Consider the following 22952-nt stretch of genomic DNA (forward strand, 5'->3'; position numbering starts at 1 on the left):
TGGTCGTCTCCGGTGATGGCTCAGAACGGCGCAACGGGGCGCGATGGTGCACGGCGAGCGGGCTCGAAGGCACGAGCCATGCAACAACCGTGCACCCAGGGATCACGCCACCGTATACGAACCCTGATCCTCCGAGAAGACGTCACCCGCGAGCGGGTCGAGAAACCTTCTCCGTCAGTAATGATCGCCCTTCTTCGTGACGCCGAAGGGGATGAGCTGCGAGGGTTGACCATTGATCGTCGTCCCCCCGGCCTGGATCATCCGCGCCAGCTCGAGGAAATCGGCCGGGAAGTTCAGCTTAGGCTTGGTGAGCGCATCGAGCGCCGCCGTTTGCTCCGGCGTGAGCTTCACGTCGAGCGCCTTCAGGTTGTCGTCGAGTTGCGAAAGCGTGCGCGCCCCGATGATCGTGGACGACACCCCCGGGCGCGCCTGCACCCAGGCGAGGGCGACGCGCGCGACGGTGGTGTCGAGCTCCTTGGCGATTCGTTCGAGCTCGTCGATCACCACATAGCTCTGCTCGTCCAGGTAGTTCGCGGCCCAGGGCCGCACCTCCGGCTTGAGGCCGTTTTTCCGCGTGTACTTGCCGCTCAGGACCCCGCTCCTCAACGGCGACCACGGCGTCACCCCCAATCCAAGCTCCTCGGCCATGGGCATGAGCTCCCCTTCGACCGTCCGCTCGACGAGCGAGTATTCGATCTGCAGCCCGATGAACGGCGCCCATCCGCGGAAATGGGCGATGAGCTGCGCCTGGGCCACCTTCCACGCGGGCGTGTCGGACACGCCGATGTAGCGGACCTTCCCCGCCCGGACGAGATCGTGGAGCGCCGCCATGGTCTCCTCGATCGGCGTGAACTTGTCCCAGTTGTGCAGCCAATAAAGATCGATGTAGTCGGTGCGCAGCCGGCGGAGCGACTGCTCGCAGGCGGCGAGGATCGACTTCCGGTTCGATCCGCCGCCGTTGGGATCCCCGACGTACAGATTCCCGCTGAACTTGGTGGCGATCACCAGTCGGTCCCGCTTCTGCGGATCGTGGCCGAGGTGATCACCGATGATCTTCTCCGAATGCCCCTTCGTGTAAAGGTTCGCCGTGTCGATGAAGTTTCCCCCGAGCTCGATGTAGCGGTCGAGGATGGCTTCGGAGTCCTTGACACTGCTCCCCCAGCCGAGGTCTTCTCCGAACGTCATGGCGCCGAGGCAAAAAGGGCTCACCCGCAGACCGGAGCGACCCAGCGTGACATAATGATCGAGCGGCATCGCATCTCCTCCCGGACTAGTTCCGTGTCTGAACAGTTCCACTTCCGAACAGTTCAAGATTGAACTACCCTAACGCCGCCCGCCCCGTTGTCAAGCGCAAGCAGGAAGAACATGGGAAAACCTTCACCCTGGGAGCTCTGGACGCTCAACTTCGAGCTGAGCATAGGGATCATGGCCGAGGTGGAGCCCGAGGTGCGCGAGCAAGGGCTCGAGATGAAGGAGCTCTTCCTGCTTGGGAAGCTCGACGACCACCCTTACCCGGCCGACCTCGCGCGCGCGCTGATGATGCCCAAGCCGACGATCACCTTCATGGTGAAGCGGCTGGAGGCGGTCGGCTTCGTCAAGCGCCAGACGGAGGCGGGCGACCTGCGGCGGTTTCGCTTGACGCTCACCCCCTCGGGGCGCAAGGCGATGGAAGCGGCCCGCACGATCCTCGACGAAGCCTTCGGGCGAAGGCTCGCGCGGCTCTCGACGAACGAACGGGCCGAGCTCGCGCGGATCCTCGTGCTGCTTTCTGATTCCCGGGTACCGGGCTAACAACCGCTCCTACAACCGCCATCTCAGCATCACGCGCGCGGCCCCAAAAACGAGCGCCTCACGGTGACCGCAGAAGGCCCTTCCGAAGTTTGCATGTGCGCAGGAGTGGTGTCTAATCACCCTCGTCGCGCAGCCCCCCCTTCGAGCACGAGCCCCCCAATGCACGCGTCATCCCGTTTCCTCAAGTCTTTCCTCGCGTCATGCCTGTTTGTCCTCGGGTGTGCGCATCCCCCGCCCCCTCCCCCTCCAGCGCCTCAGGAGCCCGTGGAGTTCGCGGCCGAAGTCGAGCAGGCGGAGAAGCTCGGTGAAATCCTCCATGCCGTGGACGATGCCTCGGCGGTGGGCACCGACGTGCTCCTCGAGGCGGGCGTCCTTCCCAAAGACGAGCGCGTGCGCGGTTGGGTCACCCGGCAGGAGGGCGACGGGTTCCGGGTAGAATTCCTCGGCGAGCTCCCCGAAGGGCTCCGGGTTCTCCACGTGGTGAACCTCGGCAAGGACGTGAGAAAGCAGCCGCGATTCGAGTCCCTGGAACCTCCGCGTCCGCCCGATGCGACGAGCCTGGCCATGTTCCAGGCCCGCCGGACCGCGGCGCGCTCGACCTTTCGTGCATGCTCGAAGCGGTACAATACGGTGGTGCTGCCGGGCGAGCTCCTTGGAAAAACCGGCTGGCTCGTCTACCTCCTGGCCGCGACGATGGACCCCGCGGAGCGGGTGATTGGTGGCCATCATCGCGTGCTCGTCTCGGAGGATGGAACCCAGGTACGCGAAAGCTTCGCGCTCTCCCAGGAGTGCATGACCGCGCGGGTGGAGGGCGGGGGCGACAAACGCTTGGCGGGCATCGTCGTCAATCACCTCGCCACACCCGCCCCCACGGAGGCACATGTTTTCGTGAGCCTGCTCTACCGATTGCCCCTCCTCGTCAAAACGACGCGGGGGCTCTGGAGCGTGGAGGGAACGCGCATCACGTACGTCAAAATCGCAGAGTAGGCGTCCAGAACCGGCGCCATGGTCGGAGGGGTCTCCTCAAGGGGCTTCGCTCGGGCCCTCCTCCACCGTATGCGTGTGGCAATTGCTGCACGAGAACCCGTTCGGGGCGGTCTCGTGGTCGAATTTGGCGACCTCGAGCAGGTCGGCCATCCGCGTCATGACCTCGTCGAACATGAACTGGCTCCACCGCGCTTTCTCCGGATCCTTGACGTATTCGAGAAACGCCTCCTCGGTGGCGGGCAATGCTTCGATTTGCGGGCTCGGCATCGTGTAGGTGCCATCGATTGCGCCATTGCCGTGGCAGGTCGTGCAGTCCATGGTCTCGAACTTGGGGTCGAACGCGACGAAGACCTTCTTCATCTCGGGCATGACGACGTCGTTCATGAAGACCACGCGCTGCTCGAAGCTCATGTCCTCGTATGCGATCGGCGGCGCGGCGGAGTCTCCGTCCTCACCACCGCACGCGGCGACGAACAGACACACGGCCATCGAGATGCGCTTCATGTTCATGTCTCTTCTCCCTCGATCGGGCGTGGAGCCCTGACCCTGCCTTCACGACGAACGAGGGGTCGCGAGATCGACACGGCGGCCGACTTTTTTTCTGCGGCTCTCCAAGTGCTTGAAATAATTGCGCTCTACCCGTGCCCTGTCAGCCGCGCCCCATCGCGAACGCGATGCCGCTCTGCAGTGTGCCGCGCACCACGAGCCCTTCGAGCCCCAGTCCCAGGTCGACGAGAGCCCGCGCCACCTGCGGCCGGATGCCCGTGAGCACCACCTGCGCGCCGAGGAGCCTGACCGCCCGCGCGGCCTCGACGAGCGCATTGGCCACCGCACGATCGGCCACCGAGACCCCGGTCACGTCGAGAATGGCGATGGCGGCGCTCCGCTCGGTGACGCCTTTCAGCAGCGTCTCCAGCACCTGCTTCGCCCTCGCCTCGTCCACCGTGCCGATGAGCGGCATCACCACCGCGCGATCGCTGATGGGAATGAGCGGCGTCGACATCTCGGCGAGCGCGAGCGCCTGCATGCGGATGATCTCCTCCTGCAGCCGCTGCCGCTCCTCCTCCACGCGCTTCATGGACCGGAGATCACGCGTGATCGTGGCCAGCCCGATCGCCTCGTCTTTCGCGTTCTTGGCGAGAAAGAGCGAATAGTGAACGGGGATCTTCGCGCCCGTCATCATGTGGCGAAAGCTGAACTCCCCTTCCCATCGGCCGCTGCGCATCACTTCGGGCAGGATCGTCTCGTAGACGTAGGGGAGATCCGCGGGATCGAAATAATTCGAGACCAGCGTGCGCTGCGCCTCTTCGATGCTCCCGAGCCCGACCATGTTCCGGCCGGCCTCGTTGACGTAGTAGGCATGGCCCTCCATGTCGGCGATTCCGATGAAATCGGAGCTGCTGTCGATGAGCTGGAACAGCGATTCCCGCACGTCCCTGCTATCGATATTCCACACGCACGCCTTTCGTAATGCGTCGATCGTCCGTTGCTGCTCGGCGACCTGCCGCTCCAGCTCCGCAATGCGCTGTCGCGACGGGTCACCGCCGGACGCGTGGGATCCGTCGGAGGCGCCATCAAGGGAGGACATACGCCCAAAAGTACTGACGATTCCGTCCAAGCGCAACCTCATCGTCGTGACTGAAACGCTCGCGACCGACGGGGCCGTGCGGCATACTACCTATTTCGTCCTGAACTGCGCCAGGTTTATGGCGATCCGCACGGGAGACGCTCGCCAGGAAAAAATTCCCACTGCATTAAATGGCGCGTTGGCCGAGCTCATGTGCGAGAAGATACTCGGTTATGTGAAAGTGTAGAATACAGGGTGCAAACCTGCTGCTTTCTCGAAAGCCTGAATGGAGGCTCCAATTTCGGGAGCCCTCGAAATCCCCCTCGCTGACCTCGGAAAAACGGACCGCTCGGGGGCGCGGCGCCTTGCCCCGAGGAACCACCAATGTGCGATGACGCACATCACAAACGCGCACCACGGACTGCACGCGCACGGGCAGAACAGGGCGTTTGCAGGGCCTGGACGAGCTGGAGCGCGAGGGAGATCGCTACGCGCGCGAACGCGGGCTCCCCCACACCATGCCGCGCCTGACGTACCGGGGAGCAACTCTCGAGTCAGCACAGGTGAGCAAAAAAAATCAAGGGCGCAGCAAAAATCGGCGCTGCTCCATGTACCCGCGCGGCTTCAAGGTGTGGTACATGGATGACGAGTTATGCACGGTCGCATCAGTAACTTACTTCGGATTTTGCTCTCGCTCTCGGTGGTGGGGCTCGCAGCGGGCTGCGAAGTGGGAGGTGAGTTCCCCGTCGGGGAAGACGCCGGCACCAGCAGCAGCAGCAGCGGCACCGGCGGGAGTGACCCTGGGCCCTGCGGGATCGACTGCTCGCAGATCGAGACTCCCCAGTGCGCGATCGCGGTGTGCAACACCGGACAGGTGATCGGCCCGCTGAACACCTGCATCGTGATCCCCGCGCCAAAGGGAACCGCCTGCGATGACGGGAAGTTCTGCACCACGAACGACACCTGCGACGCGGGCACCTGCGTCGGCGGAAGCACGAACCACTGCGGGATCGTGCCTTCTCCCTGTTCGTCGGTCATTTGCTACGAGGACGCGAAGTCCTGCGATGTCACGCCGGTGAACGACGGCACCGCGTGCACACCGACGGACCTCTGCCAAAAGAAAGGCGTATGCAAGATCGGGGAGTGCATCGGCGAGCCCAGGGACTGCTCGTTCTCCCCGGAGAGCGAGTGCAACACGGTTGCGTGTGATCCGGCCACGGGCGAGTGCGTCGGAAAACCCGACTCCGCCAAGGACAACACCCCGTGCGTGCTCACGGGCGACCTTTGCAACGTCAACAGGCGATGCTCGGCCGGGCAATGCGTGGGCGGCGCGCCCATGGATTGCTCCGCGCTCGACGTCGGGTGCCAGCGCGGCGAGTGCAACCCCGCGAACGGCCTCTGCAACCCGAGGCCCGCGCCGGTCGGCACGGCCTGCACGGAGGGCATCGTCGAGTGCCAGGTCGGCACGTGCGACGTGAAAGGCGAGTGCCTCCCCTCGCTCGCGGCCGATGGCAGCGACTGCAACGACTACAACGCCTGCACCGCCGCGGACAAATGCATGGCTGGCAGTTGCGAGGCCGGCGATCCGGTCACGAGCTGCTCGACGTACCTCCACGACGGCTTCGAATCCTGCCAGAGCGGCTGGACCTTCGGCGGTGATTGGGAATGCGGCACGCCCGAGAACGTGGGTCCGCCTGCGGCCTACATCGGCACGAGCTGCATCGGCACGCAGATCGATGACCTGTACCACGTGAACCAGCTCTTCAGCAGCGCGGTCGCGGACTCGCCGCCGATCAACCTGGCCGGGGCCACCACCCCGATGCTGTCCTTCTGGGCGTGGGACCACACCGAAGGCGGCACCTTCGACGGTTGGAATCTGAAAATCAGCACCAACGGCGGGCAGAGCTTCACGCAGGTCACGACGGTCACCCCGGCCTACAACCTGAGCCTCGTCGGCCAACCCGCATGGGGCGGGAATCACTCGGCGAAAGGCTGGCAGAACTACTCCGCGGATCTGACCGCTTACGCCGGCCAGTCGGTCATCCTGCGCTTCGCCTTCCGCAGCGACGCCGCCACGGTTTTCCCGGGTGTATACATCGACGAAGTCGTCGTCGCCGAGCCGCTGCAGATTCCGCTTTACATCACCACGACCTCCCCGCTCACGGACGTGTACGCGGGGATGTCCTACTCGACGCAGATCACCAAAATCGGCGGCACGAGCGGCTCGGTGTGGACCCTCAAGGGAAGCGGTCAGAATGCGGACTGGCTGACGATCGATCCGACGACGGGCGTGCTCTATGGCACGCCTTCGGCGGCGGAGGCAGGGCCGGTGACAGTCACCGTGCACGTCGAGGAGCCATCGTTGCCCTCGAATTACGCGGAAAAGACGTTCATCTTCACCGTCAAGCCAAACGCGTACTACACGAGCTTCGAGGGCACGTGCCCCGACGGCTGGACGCTGACCGGCGATTGGCAGTGCGGTGTCCCCACGAACGTGGGCCCCGAGGCCGCTTACGACGGGACGCAGTGCATCGCCACGCAAATCGCCGGTCCTTACAGCTCCTCCCAGACGTGGGCGGGGACGACCGCCACCTCCCCCGACATCGACCTCACCGGCGTGGCGAGCCCGAAGCTCACGTTCCGCATGTGGATCGATACCGAGGGTTCGCAGTATGATGGCGTCAACCTGAAGATCAGCACCGACGGCGGGATGAGCTACTCCGTCGTCAACAGCGTCTTGCCGGCATACCCGCTGACCATCGCCGGCCAGCCCGCGTGGGGTGGTCACCATGCCGGCCTCGGCTGGCAGCTCGTGCAAGCCGATCTCTCGGCCTACGCAGGTCAGATCGTACGCTTGCAATTCGGTTTCCAGAGTGATTCTTCCGGGAATTACCCCGGCGCTTACATCGACGATATCTTCATCGAGTGAGGAGCAGCCCATGAGCCGCACGACAAGGACCCATCGGCTTGTTATCATGTCACTCACCCTGGCCAGCCTCGCCGCCGCGTGGGGGGGCTGCGCCACGGGCAATGCCTCCGGAGACACCACGGCGAGCAGCTCGAGCTCGTCCTCCGGCGAGGGCGGCGCGGGAGGCCTCGGAGGGGGCGGCACGGGTGGCGTCGGAGGAATCGACTTCGACGCGGGGGGCGCGGGCGGCCAGGGCGGCGCCTGCGTCTCCACCAGCGCGGAAGCCCGCCGCATCCCGCTCGACATCATCTTCCTGATCGACCAATCGGGCAGCATGTCGGGCGCGAAGTGGAACGGCACGAAATCGGCCCTGACGACGTTCTTCAACGATCCGGCATCGCTCGGCATCGGCGCCGGCCTGGTCTACTTCCCGACCCAGGAGCCGTACGACTGCAACCCCACACACTACGCGCTCCTCGACGTGCCCATCGACGCGCTGCCGACGAATGCGTTTCCCTTGACGAACTCGATGCCGGCCGACGCGACGGGGATTGGTACCCCCACCTACGGCGCGCTCAAGGGGGCGCTCTCGGCGGCGGCCGCCTACCAGGACACGCACAAGACGCACAAGGTCGTCGTCGTTCTCGCGACTGACGGCGAGCCCCTCGGATGCGAGCCGAAGACGGTCGACGACATCGCGGACCTGGCCGAGAGCGCGCTCGACTACAACGGTGTTCGCACGTATGTCATCGGCGTGGCCGGCTCGCAGCTCACGACCCTCAACAAGATCGCGGCGGCGGGTGGGACGACGGCGGCCTACGACATCACGCAGGACATCAGCGAGTTCGCCGCGAAGATGGCCGAGATTCGCCAGGTGGCGCTCGGGTGCGATTTCGAGATCCCGGAAGCGCCGAACGGCATGGAGATCGAACCGAACCAGGTGAACTTCACCTATATGCCGAAAGGCGTGGGCATGCCGAAGCTCTTGCCCCGCGCCGACGATCTCGCCGACTGCAAAGACCTGCCCGGCTGGTACTACGACAGCAACGCCGGCCCCACGAAGATCATCCTCTGCCCTGCGTCCTGCACTACGGTGCAGGCCGACAGCAGCGCGAAGGTCAACGTACTCTTCGGCTGCAACTCGATCCTCAATTGAAGTAAACTCGCCCTTCTCGCGTCGTTGTTCGAGGGCGCGAAGTCAGCGCCGGTCGTTCTCGAGGTAAGCCTTAACCTTAACCCAAGAAGTGTAGGACGATATGCTTGGAAATCATCGCGTCTCTTTGGCCCTCGCGCTCGTGACCACCGTGGCCACCCTGGCCGTGGGTTGTGGTAGCGAGGGGGATAACGTGCGCCCCGACGGCACTGGCGGCTCCGGCGGCACCGGCGGGATGGGCGGGAGCTCCTCCTCCATGAGCTCCTCGAGCAGCGGCGGCGGCGGCGCCGGCGGAGGGGCGGTCTGCCCGACGCACGAGGGCCCGGTGTTCGCCGTCAAAGAGCTCTTCTTCGGCGAGGGCAACAGCGGGGAGTGGAAGTCGTTCGGATTCAACCTCGACGACAAGGAGTCGACCGGGAATTCGACCGACGTGTGCAAGCCGAACGCGGGCGGCTCGGCGCAGACGGCATATCCCGACGGCGATCAGGGCATCGATAACTCGTTCGGGAAAAACCTCCTGCCCACGATCCTCCTCCTCTATCCGAACTGGGTGAATGACGTCAACACGGGCATCCAGAACGGCAACTTCACCGCGCTGGTGAAGTCGGAATGCATGCCTGCGACGGGTGACGCCCCCGTGCTCCTGAGCAAGCTCTTCGGCGGGACGACGCTCGGCGGGGCGCCCAAGTTCGACGGGACGGACAAGTGGCCGGTCGAGCCCGGGCTCCTCAGCGATCCCATGGATCCCCTGTCCTCGACGATCCTCTTCGAGAAGAGCTCGGTGACGGGCTCGATGTTCGACTCGGGCAAGGGCGTGACGGTCGTCCTCTCGGTCCCGGTGCGCACGGCGGACAAGAGCACGTCGATCAAGCTGACCTTGTATTCGGCGCACATGACCATGAAGCTCGCCGACGATCGGAAGAGCGCGACGGAAGGCATGATCGGCGGTGTGCTCAACACCGAGGAGTTCGTGGCGGAAATCAAGAAGGTCGGCGATCTGCTCGGCTTGTGCGGCAATCCGCTGTTCGATAACCTCGTGACCCAGGTCCGCCAGGCGTCGGACATCATGGCCGACGGCACGCAGGATCCGGAAAAGACGTGCGACGGCATTTCCATGGGCCTCGGGTTCGAGATGTACGAGGCGCAGCTCGGCGACGTCGGGCCGGCGAACGAGGTTGGGTCGGCCTGCCCGTGATGGCGAATCGGGGCGCCGAGGGCCACACGCCCCCGCGCCCCTGACCCTCCGCCGCGCTCATCTCTCCCGCCGCCGAAACACCACCGTATTGTCCTGACGAACACCCATTCCGACGAATTCCCATTCTTCCTTTTGGGATTCGATCGCCGCCCTCGCCTGGCTCTTCGCGCCGACCACGACCCACGTGGGGCGGAGCTCCACGAGCCGCGTCAGGAAAGCATCACGCCCCTCCCAGCGCAGGTATTTCAGGTGGTTCGACATCGCGTCGTTCCATAACGCGCCGAGAAAAGCGGAGTCGTCGGTGAACACGACGAGGCTGCCCGGACCGAGCTCGCGCTCGCGTTTTTGCGCGACATCCGGCGGCAGATGGTACCCGCCCGAGTATGCGCTCGCGCGCTCGGCAGGCGACATGCTCACCAGCGCCGACAGCTTGCCGGGCATGGGCTCGAGGCCGAAGAACCACACGTACCAGGCCCACGGGACGAGCGAGAGGACGAGCGCCGAGGCGACAGCGGCTTCGTGCAGGCGCGCGGACTTCGAGGCGCGCGCTGCGAGCCACACGATACACGCGACGGCGAGCGCGACGATGTGGACGTTGAAACGGGCAATGTTGAGGTTCGGGGTGAGACGGAGGAAAACGGCGCCGAGGGCCACGAGGACGAGCACGCGCTCGGCGCTGGCGTCGGGCTTCTTCGACAAACGCCCGCGAACGGCGGTGAACGCCGCGACGAGCGCCGCGATCGAGGCGAGCGGGACGACGACCCAGGGGACGGCATAACCATAATCACGCGCGATGATGTCCGCGACGCCGCCCGTGGGGTGGTGATACTTGATGCGCGCAATCGTCGCGAGCGGCGGCTCCGGGCTGAGCTGCGCGAGGGTCCCGACGCCGCGGAAATGAATGCCGAGCCGCGAGATGGCGTGATCGACCGGCCAGAGCGGATTGCCGAAGGCGAGCCAGTTACGGCCGAACGTGAGCGCAGCGATGCCCGTGAACGAGACCAAGCTCGAAACGAGGACGAGCGCCGTCGCGCGTGGACGCGCCTTCGCGTGGCGGCGCAGGAGATTCACGCCGGCGACGAGGGCCATGGGCGGCGCCCAGAAGAGCGAGGCGCTCTTCGAGGCGAACACGAGCGCGAGGCAGCCGGCGGTGATGACGGCGTCGCGCATGCGCGCCTCCGCCCGGGTCGCGAAATGGAGAGCGGCGAGCAAAAAAGCCCCAACGACGACATCGATCATCGACGTCCGGAGCTGGCTCGTCGTGGCGGGCATCAGCAGAAGGACCGCGGCCCAGCCCATGCAAGGGACGGGATCGGGGGCGAATCGGCGCGCGAGCAGGAAGACGCCCAGGGCGAGGGCTGGCGCTGCCAGGGTGTTGCCGATCTCGATGAAGGTTTTTCCGGTAAAAGCAACGAAGAAAAGCGCGAACGCCTCGGCGCCGCGGGGGTATCCATTCGTGGCTTGAACGACCAGGGTCCGCGGCAGGTCGACCATCTGGAAGCCGTGGTTCTGGAGGGCAAACCCGATCATCGGCTCGTGATAAAAAAAGCCGTCCCACGACTCGGAGGGTGCGAGGTACGTGATCCACGCGGATCCGACGATGGCGAATGCGGAGGCGAGCAGGCCCAGGACCACGGAGCTTTGCGCGCGCCATGCGAGCACGAGCGCGTCCCAGGGCAGCCGCGCGAGCGAGCTGCCGGCACGCGCGATTTCACGCACGAAAACGCGCGGCACGCGACCGCGAAGAGAGGCCGCGAAGGTCGCTCCCGACACGACGAAGGAAAGCAGCGCGAGCGCGCCGGGCGTCAATCGGTTCGTGTACCCGAGCGCGAAGACGGGGGCGATGATCAATCCGAAAAACACCGTGGAGGCGAGCAGGCCGAGCTCGGCGCGGCCTTCGGGTTCCGCGCGAAGCGCGATGCCGAGCGCCGCGAACGCGGCAAACGAGAGGAGCACGCAGAGGAGCAACGACGAGGCCACGGCAGGAGGGGGTTACACGAACGAACGCGCGGCGCCAAGCGCCGTGTCTGGGAGCCGACATAGGCGTGGAAATGGCGGCGCCCGGGGGCCCCTTGCGATCTCCCCTCCCCCGCGCGCGCACGGACCGCCCACGAGCGGCCGGGCCTTGACACGGCCGGTTCCGGTCACAAGTTGCACGGCCTGAATGAGCACCAAGGCCTCCCTTCACCTCGCCCGAGCCAGCAAAGCCGCGAAGCTTTTGAAGGAGGCGACGTCGCAAGAGGAAGCCGCGCTCCTGCTCGACGCGGGCCTCAGCGAGCTGAACGCGGCCCTCGCAGCGGCGCCAAAGGCGCTCGCTGAACGTGTGCAGCGCGTGGTCAACGACATCGCCCGGCAGATGATGAGCGTCGTCAACGAGGACGTTCTCGCCGAGGCGGTCGAGGCGGCCCAGGCCTGACGGTCCGGGTAGTCCCCCTCCTCTCCGTCCACACCCGCCTCCTCCCAGCCACCTCCCCAGCGCCGAAGACACCGCCGCCCCCGGGCGACGATGCGCACGAGCCCGCGCTCCGACGGCCCCAAGTCGAGCTGCTGCCGCCTGCGCGCCGTCCGCGAGAGCTCCTGCTAACTTGGACGTGGTTCGCTTACGAGCTGGCTTCTCCCGATGGAGGATGGCAATGAGCTTCCATACGACCCTGGAGCGATACGATTTCGACGACGTATCGCGCCGCCTTTCGAGCACGGATGGCTTCACGGATGCGGACGTGGAACGCGCGCTCGACGTGGCGCCCGGGGACCGAGGCCCCGAGGACTTTCTGGCCCTGCTCTCGGCCCCGGCACTGCGACGCTTGCCCGACCTCGAAACCCGGGCGCGCACGCTGACGCGCGAGGTGTTTGGCCCCGGCATCGAGATGTTCGCGCCCCTCTACCTCTCGAATACCTGCAAGACGACGTGCACGTATTGCGGGTTTGCATATAAGAACGATATCACGCGGAAGACGTTGACGACCGACGAGGCGGAGGAGGAGGGGCGCATCCTGCATCAGCGTGGATTCCGGCGGCTCCTGCTCCTCACCGGCGAGGATTACGTGGCAACGCCGGTCGCGTATCTGGCAGACGCGTGCCGGGCGCTCGCGGGGATGTTCCCTTCGCTGAAGCTCGAGGTGTATCCGCTGAGCGAGAGCGATTACGAAGGCCTGCGCGCCGCGGGGGCCACCGGCATCGTCTGTTATCAGGAGACGTACGACCGCCGGCGCTACCGGGAGGTCCACCTTCGCGGGATGAAACGCAAGTACGATTATCGGCTCAATTGCCTCGACCGGGCTGCACGCGCGGGCCTTCTCGAGCTGAGCACCGGGGCGCTGCTCGGCCTCTCGGATCCCCGGACCGATACATTCTTCGCCGGCATGCACGCCCATTCCTTGCTGCAAACACATCCAGGCGCGAGGCTCTCCATCTCGCTCCCACGCCTGCGCCCGGCGGCCGGCTTCGAGGACGTTCCCCTCCTGCCCGATCCCGTCTACGTACAGATGTTTCTGGCGACGCGCCTCTTCCTCCCGCGCGCGGGCTTGATCCTGTCGACCCGCGAGCCCCATGCCATGCGCATGCATCTCGCGTCGCTTTGCATCACGACCATGAGCGCGGGCGTGAGCGTGGCGCCGGGTGGTTATTCAGGCGCCGATACGACACCGCAGTTCTCGCTCGGCGATCACAGCACGACGGCGGAAGTGGCCGAGAGCTTGGGCACGCATGGCCTTCACGCTTCTTTTTGAGACATGAAGCGCTTCGGTGGCCCCGAGCTGTTGCCCTACTTCAGCGACGGGTCTCCGCCAAGCCAATCGCTGAATGCACCACGCTCGCGTCGACACTCCACGATCACGACGCGTTTGTCCGCATCGGAGGACGTGCCCCACTGCGAGGGCATGAGAAGGCTGCCGGTGCCGTCGCCGCAGGCGCTCAAAATCTGCGGACGAATCGCTTCGACTTCCTTGGGGCCCTTGGCGGCGGGCGCCTCGGTGCACGGCGTGAAATACCACCCGCGCTTGGGCGACGAGATCGTCGGGTCGGTCCAGCCTGCCGGCGTCGCGCGGCTCTCGACTGAGACCTGTCGAACGCCACAAGCGGTGACGGTCGCCAATTCGAATTCGATGAACCGCGTCTCGCACTGCGCCCGCATCTCGGCGGCCGAAAGCTCGCCCTTCGAGGTGGTGAGCTTCGCCTCGGGATAATCGCGGGCGAACGTCTTCCAGGCGTGCGCCTCACCCACAGGGACGTCGCCACCGCACGCCCAGAGCTTCTTCCTCGCCTCGACGCGCGACTTCACGTCGGCATCGGTCTTCAGATCCACCGGCGCGTCGACGCCCATGGCCGCTTCGAACTCGGCGAGCATGACTTTCGCCATGTCCGGATCCGGGGAGCGGGCGTTGCCCCCCAAAAGCGCCCCGCAGCCGGTCCCGAACAAGACCAGCGCGATTGTCGCGAGCACCCTAGATTTCATGGGAAAGGGGCTATGCCGGGTGCCATCCCCTGTCAAGCGGAAAGGATCGGCATTGCGGGCGTGCGGGACGATTCCAATGGAATGTTCAATCGTTACCGTTTTTCGCGGGATCCAGACCGAACACACGCTCATATCGAGCGCTCACATGGCAGCCCATGCACGACGCGACGCGCCCCGCGGACGTCACCTCTCCCGCGGGCGTCACCGTTCCATAAACCCACCCCGCATCCGTGCCCGGCGTTCCGGGCGCGACCTTGAGCACGACATAAGCCCCGGCGAGGCGTGAGGCCCGGTAAACCCGATCGCCGACCCGCGCATACGGATTGAAATGGTCCTCCTTCATGGTTTTTTCCTGGAGGTGGGCGAGATCTTCCGGGGGATTCGCCTTGTCCACGAGCTCGGGGTAATAGCTCTCCTTGACGAGGATCTGCCCCACCGGCTGGGGCTCGGGCGCGGCGGCCTGGGTGAGCGGATAGGTCTTCTGCTCCTTGACGAACACCGAATAGAGCTTGCGCGCGTGGTCGCCGTCCTCCGCGCCACTCATGCGCGCGCGGCCGGGCTCCGGCATACGGCAGAGCCAGGGCGCCCAGCGCAGCTCGTCGTCGACGCGCCCCCAGGCCTTGTAATCGCGATACGCGGCAGCGATGACCGGGACGAACCGGGGATCGAGCTCAGTGGAGGGGGCAGGTGCAGCGGAAGCGTTCGCCGGAGCCGGCGGCGTCCGCGCATCTTTGCCGTTGTCGACCGGCGTGATGGGCTCGTCGAGGGGGCGGGTGCACGCGGGCGCGAGGGCGAGGGCGAGGAGGAGCAGGGCAGGACGCATCGGTTCCATGATACGCGCGCGGCGCGCGGAAGATCTGCGCCTTTCACCCGGCGCCCGTCACGTTTGGCGCGCCGCGTCGGGTGCGGCGAATCGGCCGATGATGGCAGGCTCGTGGCTCACGGAGATGATAACGATCTCCTCGTCCGTGGCGATGGCGATCCGATCGGCGGCAGGACTGAACGCGGCCGCGAGGATCATCGTGTCGATCCGGAACCACAGCTTCTCACCGTCGCTGACGACTCCGGTGCCATGAAGGAAGCGAAATCGATTCTGCGGGGTCGAGCCGAGCGCCGTCGCCGTCTCTTCGCCATCGCCTCCATCGCGCACGTCGGGAGCCTCGGGGGACATGCGCACCACGGGATCTTCCGCGTCGACCCAGGACTGCATGACGGGGTCGAGCTGCGGGATTCCCGTGTCTAGATCCAGGACGGCCGTATCGTCCTCCTCGCCGACCCAGGCGTAACGGCCGTCGCGCGTGGTGGCCAGAACCGCGGGCCGATCCCAGCCCCAGCGAAGGGGCGCAGGCCGCGGGCGTGCGGGCTGTGACACGTCCTCCGCGACATGACCGACCACGAGGTCCTCGGGCTCGGCGTGCTCGAGCAAGCGCAGCGGCATGTCCGCGGGATAGGTATCGAGATATTCTTTCGTGTCGAGGTCGAGCACGGCCACGCTCGCGCGGCCCGATTTGGCGTCCCAATACTCGTCCTGTTCGAACCAATCCCACTCGTTTCGAATCCACTCCGCCATGCGCAAGCGCGAGCCGTGGATGCTGGTGGCGATTCGACCGCACGAGGGAACGTGCGCGAGCACGTCGCCGCCGGTGGTGACGAGCCACGATCCGTGGGGCCGCTGCACGAACAGCCGCTCGTCGTCGACGAAGAAGAGGCCCACGACCTCGGTCCCTACGTCCTCCGGCAAACGGCTGGGCGCGCCCATGAGAAGCACGGGCGACGAAATCGGCTCTGGCTCGGGCCACGGGCGCGTCGCCGCTGGTGGCGAAACGGTCGCTTGCACGACGACCTCGAAGAGTTCCTGGACCGTGTGCTGCTGGTTCATCAGGACAATCGGCGGCGGCGAGAGCTCGACGAGCTTTAGCTGGCTCTGCGCCGCGAGCACGAGGGAGCGCCATGCCTCGTTGAGCGGGCCTATCCACGGGTCGACCATGGCCGGACCGAGATCACCGAAGAAAGGGCGCATCCCTGGCGGCGGCAGCGGGATGGCGCGCGTGACCGCCACCGCCACGAGCGCCGGGTCGGCTCCTTTGCGGATCAATGCTGCCTCCAGCGCGGCCGGGCCCGTCGCGTCGGCGTTCTCGTGCGTGTCCATTTCTTCGGCGGGGCGAACGGTGTCGCCGTCGAACCATGCTTCGCAGCGCGCGATCGCGCGAACCTGATCCGCCGACAAACCCAGCGCGTCGGCCACGATGGGCACGACCGCGGGATGCACGACGCCCGCGACGAGGACATGGCCGTATCGACACTCGCGCAACGCGGACGTCGAGCAGAGGACCCCGCACTCCTTGCATGACCCGCCGGCGTGCTCCTCCCCGCACAGCGCACCACACGCGCAGCGGAACGAGCTCACGGGCCCGAAGATCCGCTGGCAGAAAATGCCGTCGCGGGCTGGTCGCCGCCCGCTGCCCGACCAGCGTCGCATGAGCTCGATGCTGGTCACGCGCCCGTGCGAGCGCATGTCTTCGGGAGCCGCGGGATCGAGGAGGTTCGTCCGGACCCATTGAAGGTCCGCCACGACATCCGATGGAGAAAAGAACCGATCTCGAAGTGACATGGGCGCGATTTCCGCTCGGCAAACCACGATGCCGGCGGGGGATACCCGTACGCGACCTTCTCGGCGGCGTCAATGGGGGAGCGAGCGGCCTACCGCCTTGCGGTTCGAGGATTCAGGGCGAGATACTCGGTCGCCGCGTGGTGATGCTGATTTGACTCGGGATCTCCTCCGTGAACCACGCGACCGTGGTCGCCTCGGCAGCTCCGCCGCGCACGCGGGCGACGCGAATCTCGCCGTCGATCCCACCGGCGCCGTAGGCGATCAGCGCGTCGTCGCCGCAGATGCCTGGAGCCGCGCTGATCGCCGAATGGGGGTTGGCTGCCGGGTCGATCGGGAGAGGCTCGCCCCAGCCCACGCCGGGCACGTAGCGCAGCGCGTAGACAACGCCCGTCGTCGCGGCCATGCCGACGATCACGTCGCCCGCGGGGGTCGCGGTGAGGGCGAGATCGAGGCTCTGGTCCGCCAAGGTGATGCTCTCCGGGGCCGACCAGACACCCTCGTGGAGCCTCGTCGCCGCGATCCTGGCATAGCTCTCGTAGTACACGACGACCACGTCACCGTTTGGCAACGCGACGGCGCGCGGGGGCGCGACGGGAACCTCGGCCTGGAAAACCTCGATGTCGTCGCGGCAATGCATATCCGTCCAGCTTCCGCCGTCCGCCCAGAAGATCTCCGTGTCGCAGAGCTCGCCCTGGGGGCCCACACCGACACCGAGAACGGTGCCCGACCCTTCCCTGATGACAGCCGCGGTCAGATCGAACGGCGCCGGGTCGGGATAGGGATGCCAGTCGAACGCGTCCGGATCGAAATAGGCGAGGATCGATCCTCCGACGCCACGGCCGAGGAGCAAGGAGCGTCCTACCGTGACGGGCGGGTTCCACGGCTGCGGGAACCAGCCGTGGACATCGTGGAGGTCGAAGCTCTTACCATCGGAGGTCGACGCGAAACGGCTCTGCGCGGTCTCATCGCTCCCCTCGATCCAGAACACGCCGAGATGATCATAGACATCCACGTACGTCGTGAGCGCATTCGCGGTCCCAATCACATATGCGTTCTTGGTCCACGTGCCCTCGTGATCGAAGGCGACCAGGCTGGTTGCGTAGCCCATGGCCGCGACAATCGCAGCCTCGCCCTGCGCGCAGGTGGGCGCGGGGAGGCCGCCGCTGCCGCCGCCGCCGCCGCTGCCACCGGTGGACGACGACACGCTCGTGTCTCCACTCGAGGCGCTGGACGCGCTGCTCCCACCGCCGGCGCCCGTCGTCTCGATGTCGACCTCGCTCCCGCACGCCGCGAGCGCGGCCACGAGCGCGCCTGCCGCGATTGCGCGCCTCCGGGCGCTCACGATCTCGAACATGATGTCTCTCCTCCGTTTCGCCCGCCCCGATCGAGCAGGCACGACGAGGGTGGCCGCACGGCGTCGGCCACGCACCTTAAAGCCGATTAAATCTCACCTCCAGCGGAGGACGAGGTCTCCGCCCTCGTCGAGGTCCACCTGCGCGCCGAAGCCCCGGCTGATCCGATGGAGGGTATCCCGCAGCCACAGCGCCGCGCTCCGGCCGACGCGATGCAAGCTGAAACCTCGAATCTGCATCGGCGTCATCCGAAGGCTCGCGAGCTCGCCCGTCCGTGGATTCACGACGGGAAAATACATCAGGGCGAGATCCCCCCGGAAGGACACGTGGCCCGCGATTCCCTCGTAGTCGTTGAGGAAATCGCCGCAACCGTAAAGGATGAGCTTGTTCCTGTAGACCTCGATAGGCCGCACGTGGTGCGACGAGTGCCCGTGGACGAGGTCGATTCCTCCCTCGATGAGCGCACGCGCAAAGCGGACGTGCTCCTCCGGAACGTCGTACCCCCAGTTGCTCCCCCAATGGATGGACGCGACGACGACGTCCCCTGTCCGTTTGACGCGACGAACCCGGTCCTCGATCTCGAGCGCGGTCGCCTTCGACAGGTCGGCGAGCCGATCGACACCGGGAGAATCGCCCGTCGCGGCCCAGCTCGCGGGAATGCCGCTCGACTCCGTCCCGAAGGCGAGCACGAGGAGCCTTCTGTCTCCGCCGAGCGGGAGGACCGCGGGCGCGCGCGCCTCGCTCAGGTTTTTCCCCGCGCCGGCGATCTTCAGCCCCGCCTGCTCCAGCGTCGTCAGGGTTTCGAGGAGCCCCGCGGTACCGAAGTCGAGCACGTGGTTGTTCGCGAGGACGCAGACGTCGATCCCGGCAGCGGCGAGGCAAGGGGTGTTTTCCGGGTGCATCCGGTAATTGATGCCCTTGCCTTCCCAATACGTGTCGCTTCGCGTGACGCTGGTCTCCAAATTGATGATCCGCGCCGCGGGGGCCACCCGCTCGAGCTCGGAGAGGGCGTCTCCCCAGATAGACGAGAACGCGACGGGCCGCTGGATCGGGCCGTTCGTTTCCTCCGCCATCGTGATGTAGGACCTGGCATCCCGTACGTACGGCTCGTAAAGGGTCGGCTCGCTCGGGTGTGGCAGCACCTGATCGATCCCTCGCCCGGTCATGACGTCTCCACACACGAACAATGTGAGGAGCTCGCCCGGCAGAGAATGGCTTCGCCCGCGCAGATCCATCCACGGCGCCGCTTGGTGCATCCCGCTCCTGCTGTCCAGCGTGCGCCGCAGCGCACGACAGGGCCGCTGCACGAGCGCCCGACGCTCGGCGCTTCGAGTAGCGCACGGCGGCCGTCCCACGGTAAGCTTGCGGAGCGAGAAGACAGCGCTTTCCTCCCATTCTGCTTGGTGAGGCGCGGAGCGAGCCTTTCCCATGAATCACCCCACGATCGACATCGACAAGATCCGTAAAAGACCGGGCATGTTCATCGGAGATGTCTACGACGGCAGCGGCTTGACGCACATGATCTGGGAGTTGCTCGCGAATGCGCTCGACGAGCACGTCTGCGGTACCTGTCGGGCGGTCTCGATCTCGCTCAACGAGGACGGCTCGGTCACCGTCCAGGACGACGGTCGCGGGATTCCGACGCACGAGCTCGACGGAGTTCCCTTCGTCCAGAAAGCCCTCACCTCGTGGCATCAAACGCCGACGTTCGACGGGCACGCACCCCACGAACACGTTGGCCTCCGGGGCGTCGGGATGATCGCGGTCAACGCCTTGTCCTCGTGGCTCGAACTGGAGATTTTTCGTGAAGGAACTCATTACAGGCAACGCTACGAACGTGGCGTACCGTGTGGCCCCCTCGAAGCTGTCGAATCGACCCATCAAAGCGGGACGACGATCACCTTCCTTCCCGATCCTGCGATTTTCCCGAAGCCCTGGTGCAACGCCGGCACCATCACCGCCCGGTTGCAAGAGCTCGCATACTTCGTCCCTTCCCTGAGGCTCGCCTTCGCAGACCGGCGCAAACATGAGTTTCACGAGCCACGCGGCCTTCGCGCGTTCCTGGAGAGGACGCGCCGTCCGGGCACGCACCTCGGCACCTTGACCGTCGAGGAACGCGTCGGTGAGATCTTGGTCGAGGCAGCCATGGATTGGCGGGACGGGCCATGGGCTTCGTCTTCCATTGATAGCTACGCCAACATTGAACGTACGACGGATGGCGGAACGCACGTGCAAGGTCTCATGACCGGCTTGGCTCTTGGACTCCGGGACGTCGAGGGGTCGCGCGTGCACAAGCGACCGCTGAAGCAGCTACGCGGAATCGTCTCTCGAGGTCTCCATGCCGTCGTCTGTGTGCGGCTCCGCGACCCGACCTTCGGCGCCCCCACGAGGAGCAGGCTCATGACGCCGGCGGTCGCGAAGGCCGTTTCCGGGGTGGTGCGCCATGCTTTCGTGGTCGAACTCGAGAATAACGTGGAGCTGCGTCGACATTGTATTCGCCTGATCGACGGAGAGCACGCTCGCTGAGGAAAGCACCTCGCTCTGGTAGCCCCACCGAGGACGCCGCGGCCCGGCGCGATGCTGCCGCGCAGTAAATGGCCATTTCTAACCGTGTTTCCGATTTGTTTCGTCGGAGCAACGTGATAGTGCCGATCTCGTTATGCCATAGGGAGGTGTCATGAACTCTCGCACGAGCCGTGCCTTTCACGTCCTCTGCTCTTCCCGGACGAGATCGAGCATGCAATGCGTCACGCTCCTGCTGATGTCGGCGCTCCTTCTCGCGAGCTGTGCCGAGGGGCTCACCGGCGACCCCGATCAGAACACCGGTGCTGGAGCCGGAACCGGCTCCGGTGGCATGGGAGGTGCCGGTCCGGGAGGGGCGTCGAATTCGTCGAGCTCGTCCGCGTCGTCGAGCTCCTCTGCATCATCGAGCTCCTCTGCATCATCGAGCTCCTCTGCATCATCGAGCTCCTCTGCATCATCGAGCTCGTCCGCGTCGTCGGGCACGGGGGGTAGCGGGGGCGCTGGCGGAGGCGGCGGCGCGGGCGGTGCTGGCGGTGACCCGACGGGCATGGTGGTCCAGTACAAAGTGGAGATCAGCGCCACCGCGACCTCGGCCATCGGTTCCCAGTTCTGGATCGTCAACAACGGCAGCGACCCGGTGAACCTCGATGATCTGACGCTTCGTTATTACATGACCAATGAAGTCGCTGCGACGCTCATCAAGGCCATCAACTGGGCCAATGTCGGTGCCGTGGCCGGCCCGAGCACGGGATTCCCCACAGGAAACATCGGCGTCAACGTGATGCCGATGGCCATGCCCGCGCCGTCTGCCGACACCTACGTGGAGTTCAGCTTCAGCGGCGGTAACAACATGCTGGCTCCCGGCTACCGCGTGCAGTTTTCCTGGACCGTTCAGAACTTCATGTCGCAGTCGTTCGATCAGCCAGGGGACTATTCGTTCAACGCCGCGGCCTCGGCGCAGACGGAGTGGAAAAACGTGGTTCTGATGTACCAGGGACAATCGGTGGTGTGGGGCATCGAGCCCTGACGAACGCTCTCCAAGCCCCATTCCACGGATACCTCTTCTCCGGACGATCGACGGAGAAGAGGTATCCGTGGTCGGGCCACGCGGCGTTTACTTGGGGACTTCCGGCCCGCAATCCACGAACGAGAGGTTCGTGTCGATACGGAACGTCGACTCGGGCGTGTGTCGCTCCGCGTGAAACAGGTCGAGCGGATAGACGTTGCCTTTCATGATGCCGAGCTGCTCGGCGGACGCGTCGAGGACGACCGAGGTCGATCCTTTCGGGTGAAGCCCGCCCAGATCGACGGCGAGGTGGCCGTTGATGAAGACCCACACATCGTCGTCCCCCTCGAACAGGAAGGTCTCGCCGCCATTGTATTGAAACCGCGTGTGCAGCTCCGTGGTGAAGCTGAAGTTGCGGATGACGCCGGCCTTGTCGACGCCCGAGTTGCCCCAGCCCGCCTCGTCGAGCGGAAAAAACGACAAGCTCTGGAACGTGAAGAGCCCTCCCGGCTGTGGAGCGAGCCAGAGCTGGAGCAGATAGGGCTTGTTCACGTTCGTCGTGTCGCGATACCACAGATCGAAGTTTGCCTTCGTCGTCGTCTCGGGTCCGAAAGGACACGTCGGCGGCGGGGCTGCGTTCCCTTCCTCGCACTTCGAGGCGTAGACGGGCTTCTCGTCGGCGCCGAGGATCGGCTCCACGAGGCCCTTCGTGATGTCGTTGCCGTACAAAGGGCCCTCGAAATCGGGGTGCCCGCCCGCCTCGCTCCTGCCTTTGAAGTCACGAACGACGGCCACCAGGACATTCCCGCACTCCTCGTTGCCGCCCGGGGCTCCTGCGTCGTTGCCCGACCCCTCGCTGGTCGGCGCCCCGAGCTTGTAGCCCCCCACCTCCGTCGCGAGAAAGCCCGCGGGGAGCGTCTCGATGATGCCGCCGGCGTCATCCGCTCCGGCATCGGGAATGTTGAATCCCCCCACGCCGACGGAAATATCGCCTCCAGTCCCGCCGCTGCCGCCACTTCCAGCGCCGCCGTTGCCGCTGCCGCCGCCGCCCGTGCTGTTGCCGCTGCCACCGCCGCCGGACGATGCGCTACACGCGGCGCACGACAAAAGCCACGCATAGACGAGTATCCGCACGGGCAGCATACGCTTCATCCGATCCATGGCATGGCCCCCAATCGAGTGGACTGTTCGCCTAGCCTAACAACACAGGATGGCGACCGCGATCCATCAAATTCGTAGTCAATGGATCGGTTTTACCGACGTGGCGACGAGAATCCACCCATATGGACTTTTTTCGCGCCGAGCCCTCGCGCAATGATGACGCAATGCGGCGCCGACGTACGAATGCAGCGGTAAAAATGCACACTGTACTGTGCTCCCACCCGGCTTTCTTTATCGTTCGAACC

At 65.7% G+C, this 22952-nt stretch carries 21 protein-coding genes; 10 read left to right on the top strand and 11 right to left on the bottom strand.

The genetic code is table 11. The features are described 5' to 3' along the window. Positions 1-174 precede the first annotated feature (174 nt). Positions 175-1254, bottom strand: coding sequence for an aldo/keto reductase (locus KEG38_RS15250; protein WP_272420178.1), 1080 nt, complete (start codon positions 1252-1254; stop codon positions 175-177). A 111-nt stretch (positions 1255-1365) separates the two neighbouring features. Here KEG38_RS15250 and KEG38_RS15255 point away from each other — a divergent pair, with 111 nt between their 5' ends. Next, complete coding sequence (locus KEG38_RS15255; protein ID WP_272420179.1) at positions 1366-1791, top strand: MarR family winged helix-turn-helix transcriptional regulator; 426 nt, start codon at positions 1366-1368, stop codon at positions 1789-1791. A 264-nt stretch (positions 1792-2055) separates the two neighbouring features. Beyond that, positions 2056-2778, top strand: coding sequence for a hypothetical protein (locus KEG38_RS15260; protein WP_272420180.1), 723 nt, complete (start codon positions 2056-2058; stop codon positions 2776-2778). Positions 2779-2814: 36 nt separating this feature from the next. Here the strand turns inward: KEG38_RS15260 and KEG38_RS15265 are convergent, their stop codons facing one another. Beyond that, the gene (locus KEG38_RS15265; RefSeq protein ID WP_272420181.1) at positions 2815-3288 is read right to left on the bottom strand and encodes a hypothetical protein; all 474 of its coding nucleotides are present in this window, start codon (positions 3286-3288) and stop codon (positions 2815-2817) included. A 139-nt stretch (positions 3289-3427) separates the two neighbouring features. Further along, positions 3428-4366 carry an STAS domain-containing protein gene (locus tag KEG38_RS15270; RefSeq protein ID WP_272420182.1) on the bottom strand — a complete coding sequence of 313 codons (939 nt, stop codon included), beginning with the start codon at positions 4364-4366 and terminating at the stop codon, positions 3428-3430. A gap of 46 nt (positions 4367-4412) precedes the next feature. On the opposite strand from KEG38_RS15270, the gene KEG38_RS15275 reads away from it, so the two are divergent. The 4 genes from KEG38_RS15275 (at position 4413) to KEG38_RS15290 (ending at position 9601) form a co-directional block, all read left to right on the top strand. Next, entirely contained in the window at positions 4413-4592 is a 180-nt protein-coding gene (locus tag KEG38_RS15275; protein WP_272420183.1) for a hypothetical protein, read from the top strand. A gap of 405 nt (positions 4593-4997) precedes the next feature. Beyond that, positions 4998-7274, top strand: coding sequence for a choice-of-anchor J domain-containing protein (locus tag KEG38_RS15280; protein WP_272420184.1), 2277 nt, complete (start codon positions 4998-5000; stop codon positions 7272-7274). A gap of 10 nt (positions 7275-7284) precedes the next feature. Then, entirely contained in the window at positions 7285-8409 is a 1125-nt protein-coding gene (locus tag KEG38_RS15285) for a vWA domain-containing protein (RefSeq protein WP_272420185.1), read from the top strand. Between the two features lie 100 nt (positions 8410-8509). Beyond that, complete coding sequence (locus KEG38_RS15290) at positions 8510-9601, top strand: hypothetical protein (RefSeq protein WP_272420186.1); 1092 nt, start codon at positions 8510-8512, stop codon at positions 9599-9601. A 57-nt stretch (positions 9602-9658) separates the two neighbouring features. Here the strand turns inward: KEG38_RS15290 and KEG38_RS15295 are convergent, their stop codons facing one another. Then, a complete protein-coding gene (locus KEG38_RS15295) occupies positions 9659-11581 on the bottom strand; it encodes a hypothetical protein (RefSeq protein WP_272420187.1) in 1923 nt (640 codons plus the stop codon). Between the two features lie 184 nt (positions 11582-11765). Between KEG38_RS15295 and KEG38_RS15300 the strand changes: the two genes are divergently transcribed. After that, positions 11766-12017 carry a hypothetical protein gene (locus KEG38_RS15300; protein WP_272420188.1) on the top strand — a complete coding sequence of 84 codons (252 nt, stop codon included), beginning with the start codon at positions 11766-11768 and terminating at the stop codon, positions 12015-12017. 217 nt (positions 12018-12234) lie between these two features. Next, positions 12235-13329, top strand: coding sequence for a radical SAM protein (locus tag KEG38_RS15305; protein ID WP_272420189.1), 1095 nt, complete (start codon positions 12235-12237; stop codon positions 13327-13329). Between the two features lie 35 nt (positions 13330-13364). Here KEG38_RS15305 and KEG38_RS15310 read toward each other — a convergent pair whose 3' ends face one another. The 5 genes from KEG38_RS15310 to KEG38_RS15330 form a co-directional block, all read right to left on the bottom strand. After that, positions 13365-14054, bottom strand: coding sequence for a hypothetical protein (locus KEG38_RS15310; protein WP_272420190.1), 690 nt, complete (start codon positions 14052-14054; stop codon positions 13365-13367). 85 nt (positions 14055-14139) lie between these two features. Continuing rightward, on the bottom strand, positions 14140-14877 hold the full coding sequence (locus KEG38_RS15315; RefSeq protein WP_272420191.1) for a hypothetical protein: 738 nt from the start codon (positions 14875-14877) through the stop codon (positions 14140-14142). A 57-nt stretch (positions 14878-14934) separates the two neighbouring features. Next, positions 14935-16665 carry a hypothetical protein gene (locus tag KEG38_RS15320; RefSeq protein ID WP_272420192.1) on the bottom strand — a complete coding sequence of 577 codons (1731 nt, stop codon included), beginning with the start codon at positions 16663-16665 and terminating at the stop codon, positions 14935-14937. Between the two features lie 112 nt (positions 16666-16777). Continuing rightward, entirely contained in the window at positions 16778-18019 is a 1242-nt protein-coding gene (locus KEG38_RS15325) for a hypothetical protein (protein WP_272420193.1), read from the bottom strand. A 93-nt stretch (positions 18020-18112) separates the two neighbouring features. Next, positions 18113-19273, bottom strand: coding sequence for a CapA family protein (locus KEG38_RS15330; RefSeq protein WP_272420194.1), 1161 nt, complete (start codon positions 19271-19273; stop codon positions 18113-18115). Between the two features lie 172 nt (positions 19274-19445). On the opposite strand from KEG38_RS15330, the gene KEG38_RS15335 reads away from it, so the two are divergent. Next, positions 19446-20543, top strand: a complete 1098-nt coding sequence (locus tag KEG38_RS15335) for an ATP-binding protein (RefSeq protein ID WP_272420195.1) — start codon at positions 19446-19448, stop codon at positions 20541-20543. 288 nt (positions 20544-20831) lie between these two features. Here KEG38_RS15335 and KEG38_RS15340 read toward each other — a convergent pair whose 3' ends face one another. Further along, positions 20832-21089, bottom strand: a complete 258-nt coding sequence (locus KEG38_RS15340; protein WP_272420196.1) for a hypothetical protein — start codon at positions 21087-21089, stop codon at positions 20832-20834. On the opposite strand from KEG38_RS15340, the gene KEG38_RS15345 reads away from it, so the two are divergent. Next, positions 21088-21567: a cellulose binding domain-containing protein gene (locus KEG38_RS15345; protein WP_272420197.1), complete on the top strand. Its 480-nt coding sequence runs from the start codon at positions 21088-21090 to the stop codon at positions 21565-21567. The genes KEG38_RS15340 and KEG38_RS15345 overlap by 2 nt on opposite strands. Before the next feature lie 87 nt (positions 21568-21654). Here KEG38_RS15345 and KEG38_RS15350 read toward each other — a convergent pair whose 3' ends face one another. Beyond that, positions 21655-22698 (bottom strand): fibro-slime domain-containing protein, encoded by a 1044-nt coding sequence (locus tag KEG38_RS15350; protein WP_272420198.1) that lies wholly within the window; start codon positions 22696-22698, stop codon positions 21655-21657. Positions 22699-22952: the final 254 nt, after the last annotated feature.

Origin of the sequence: Polyangium jinanense (assembly GCF_028435265.1) — a bacterium.
Classification (GTDB): Bacteria; Myxococcota_A; Polyangia; order Polyangiales; family Polyangiaceae; genus Polyangium; species Polyangium jinanense.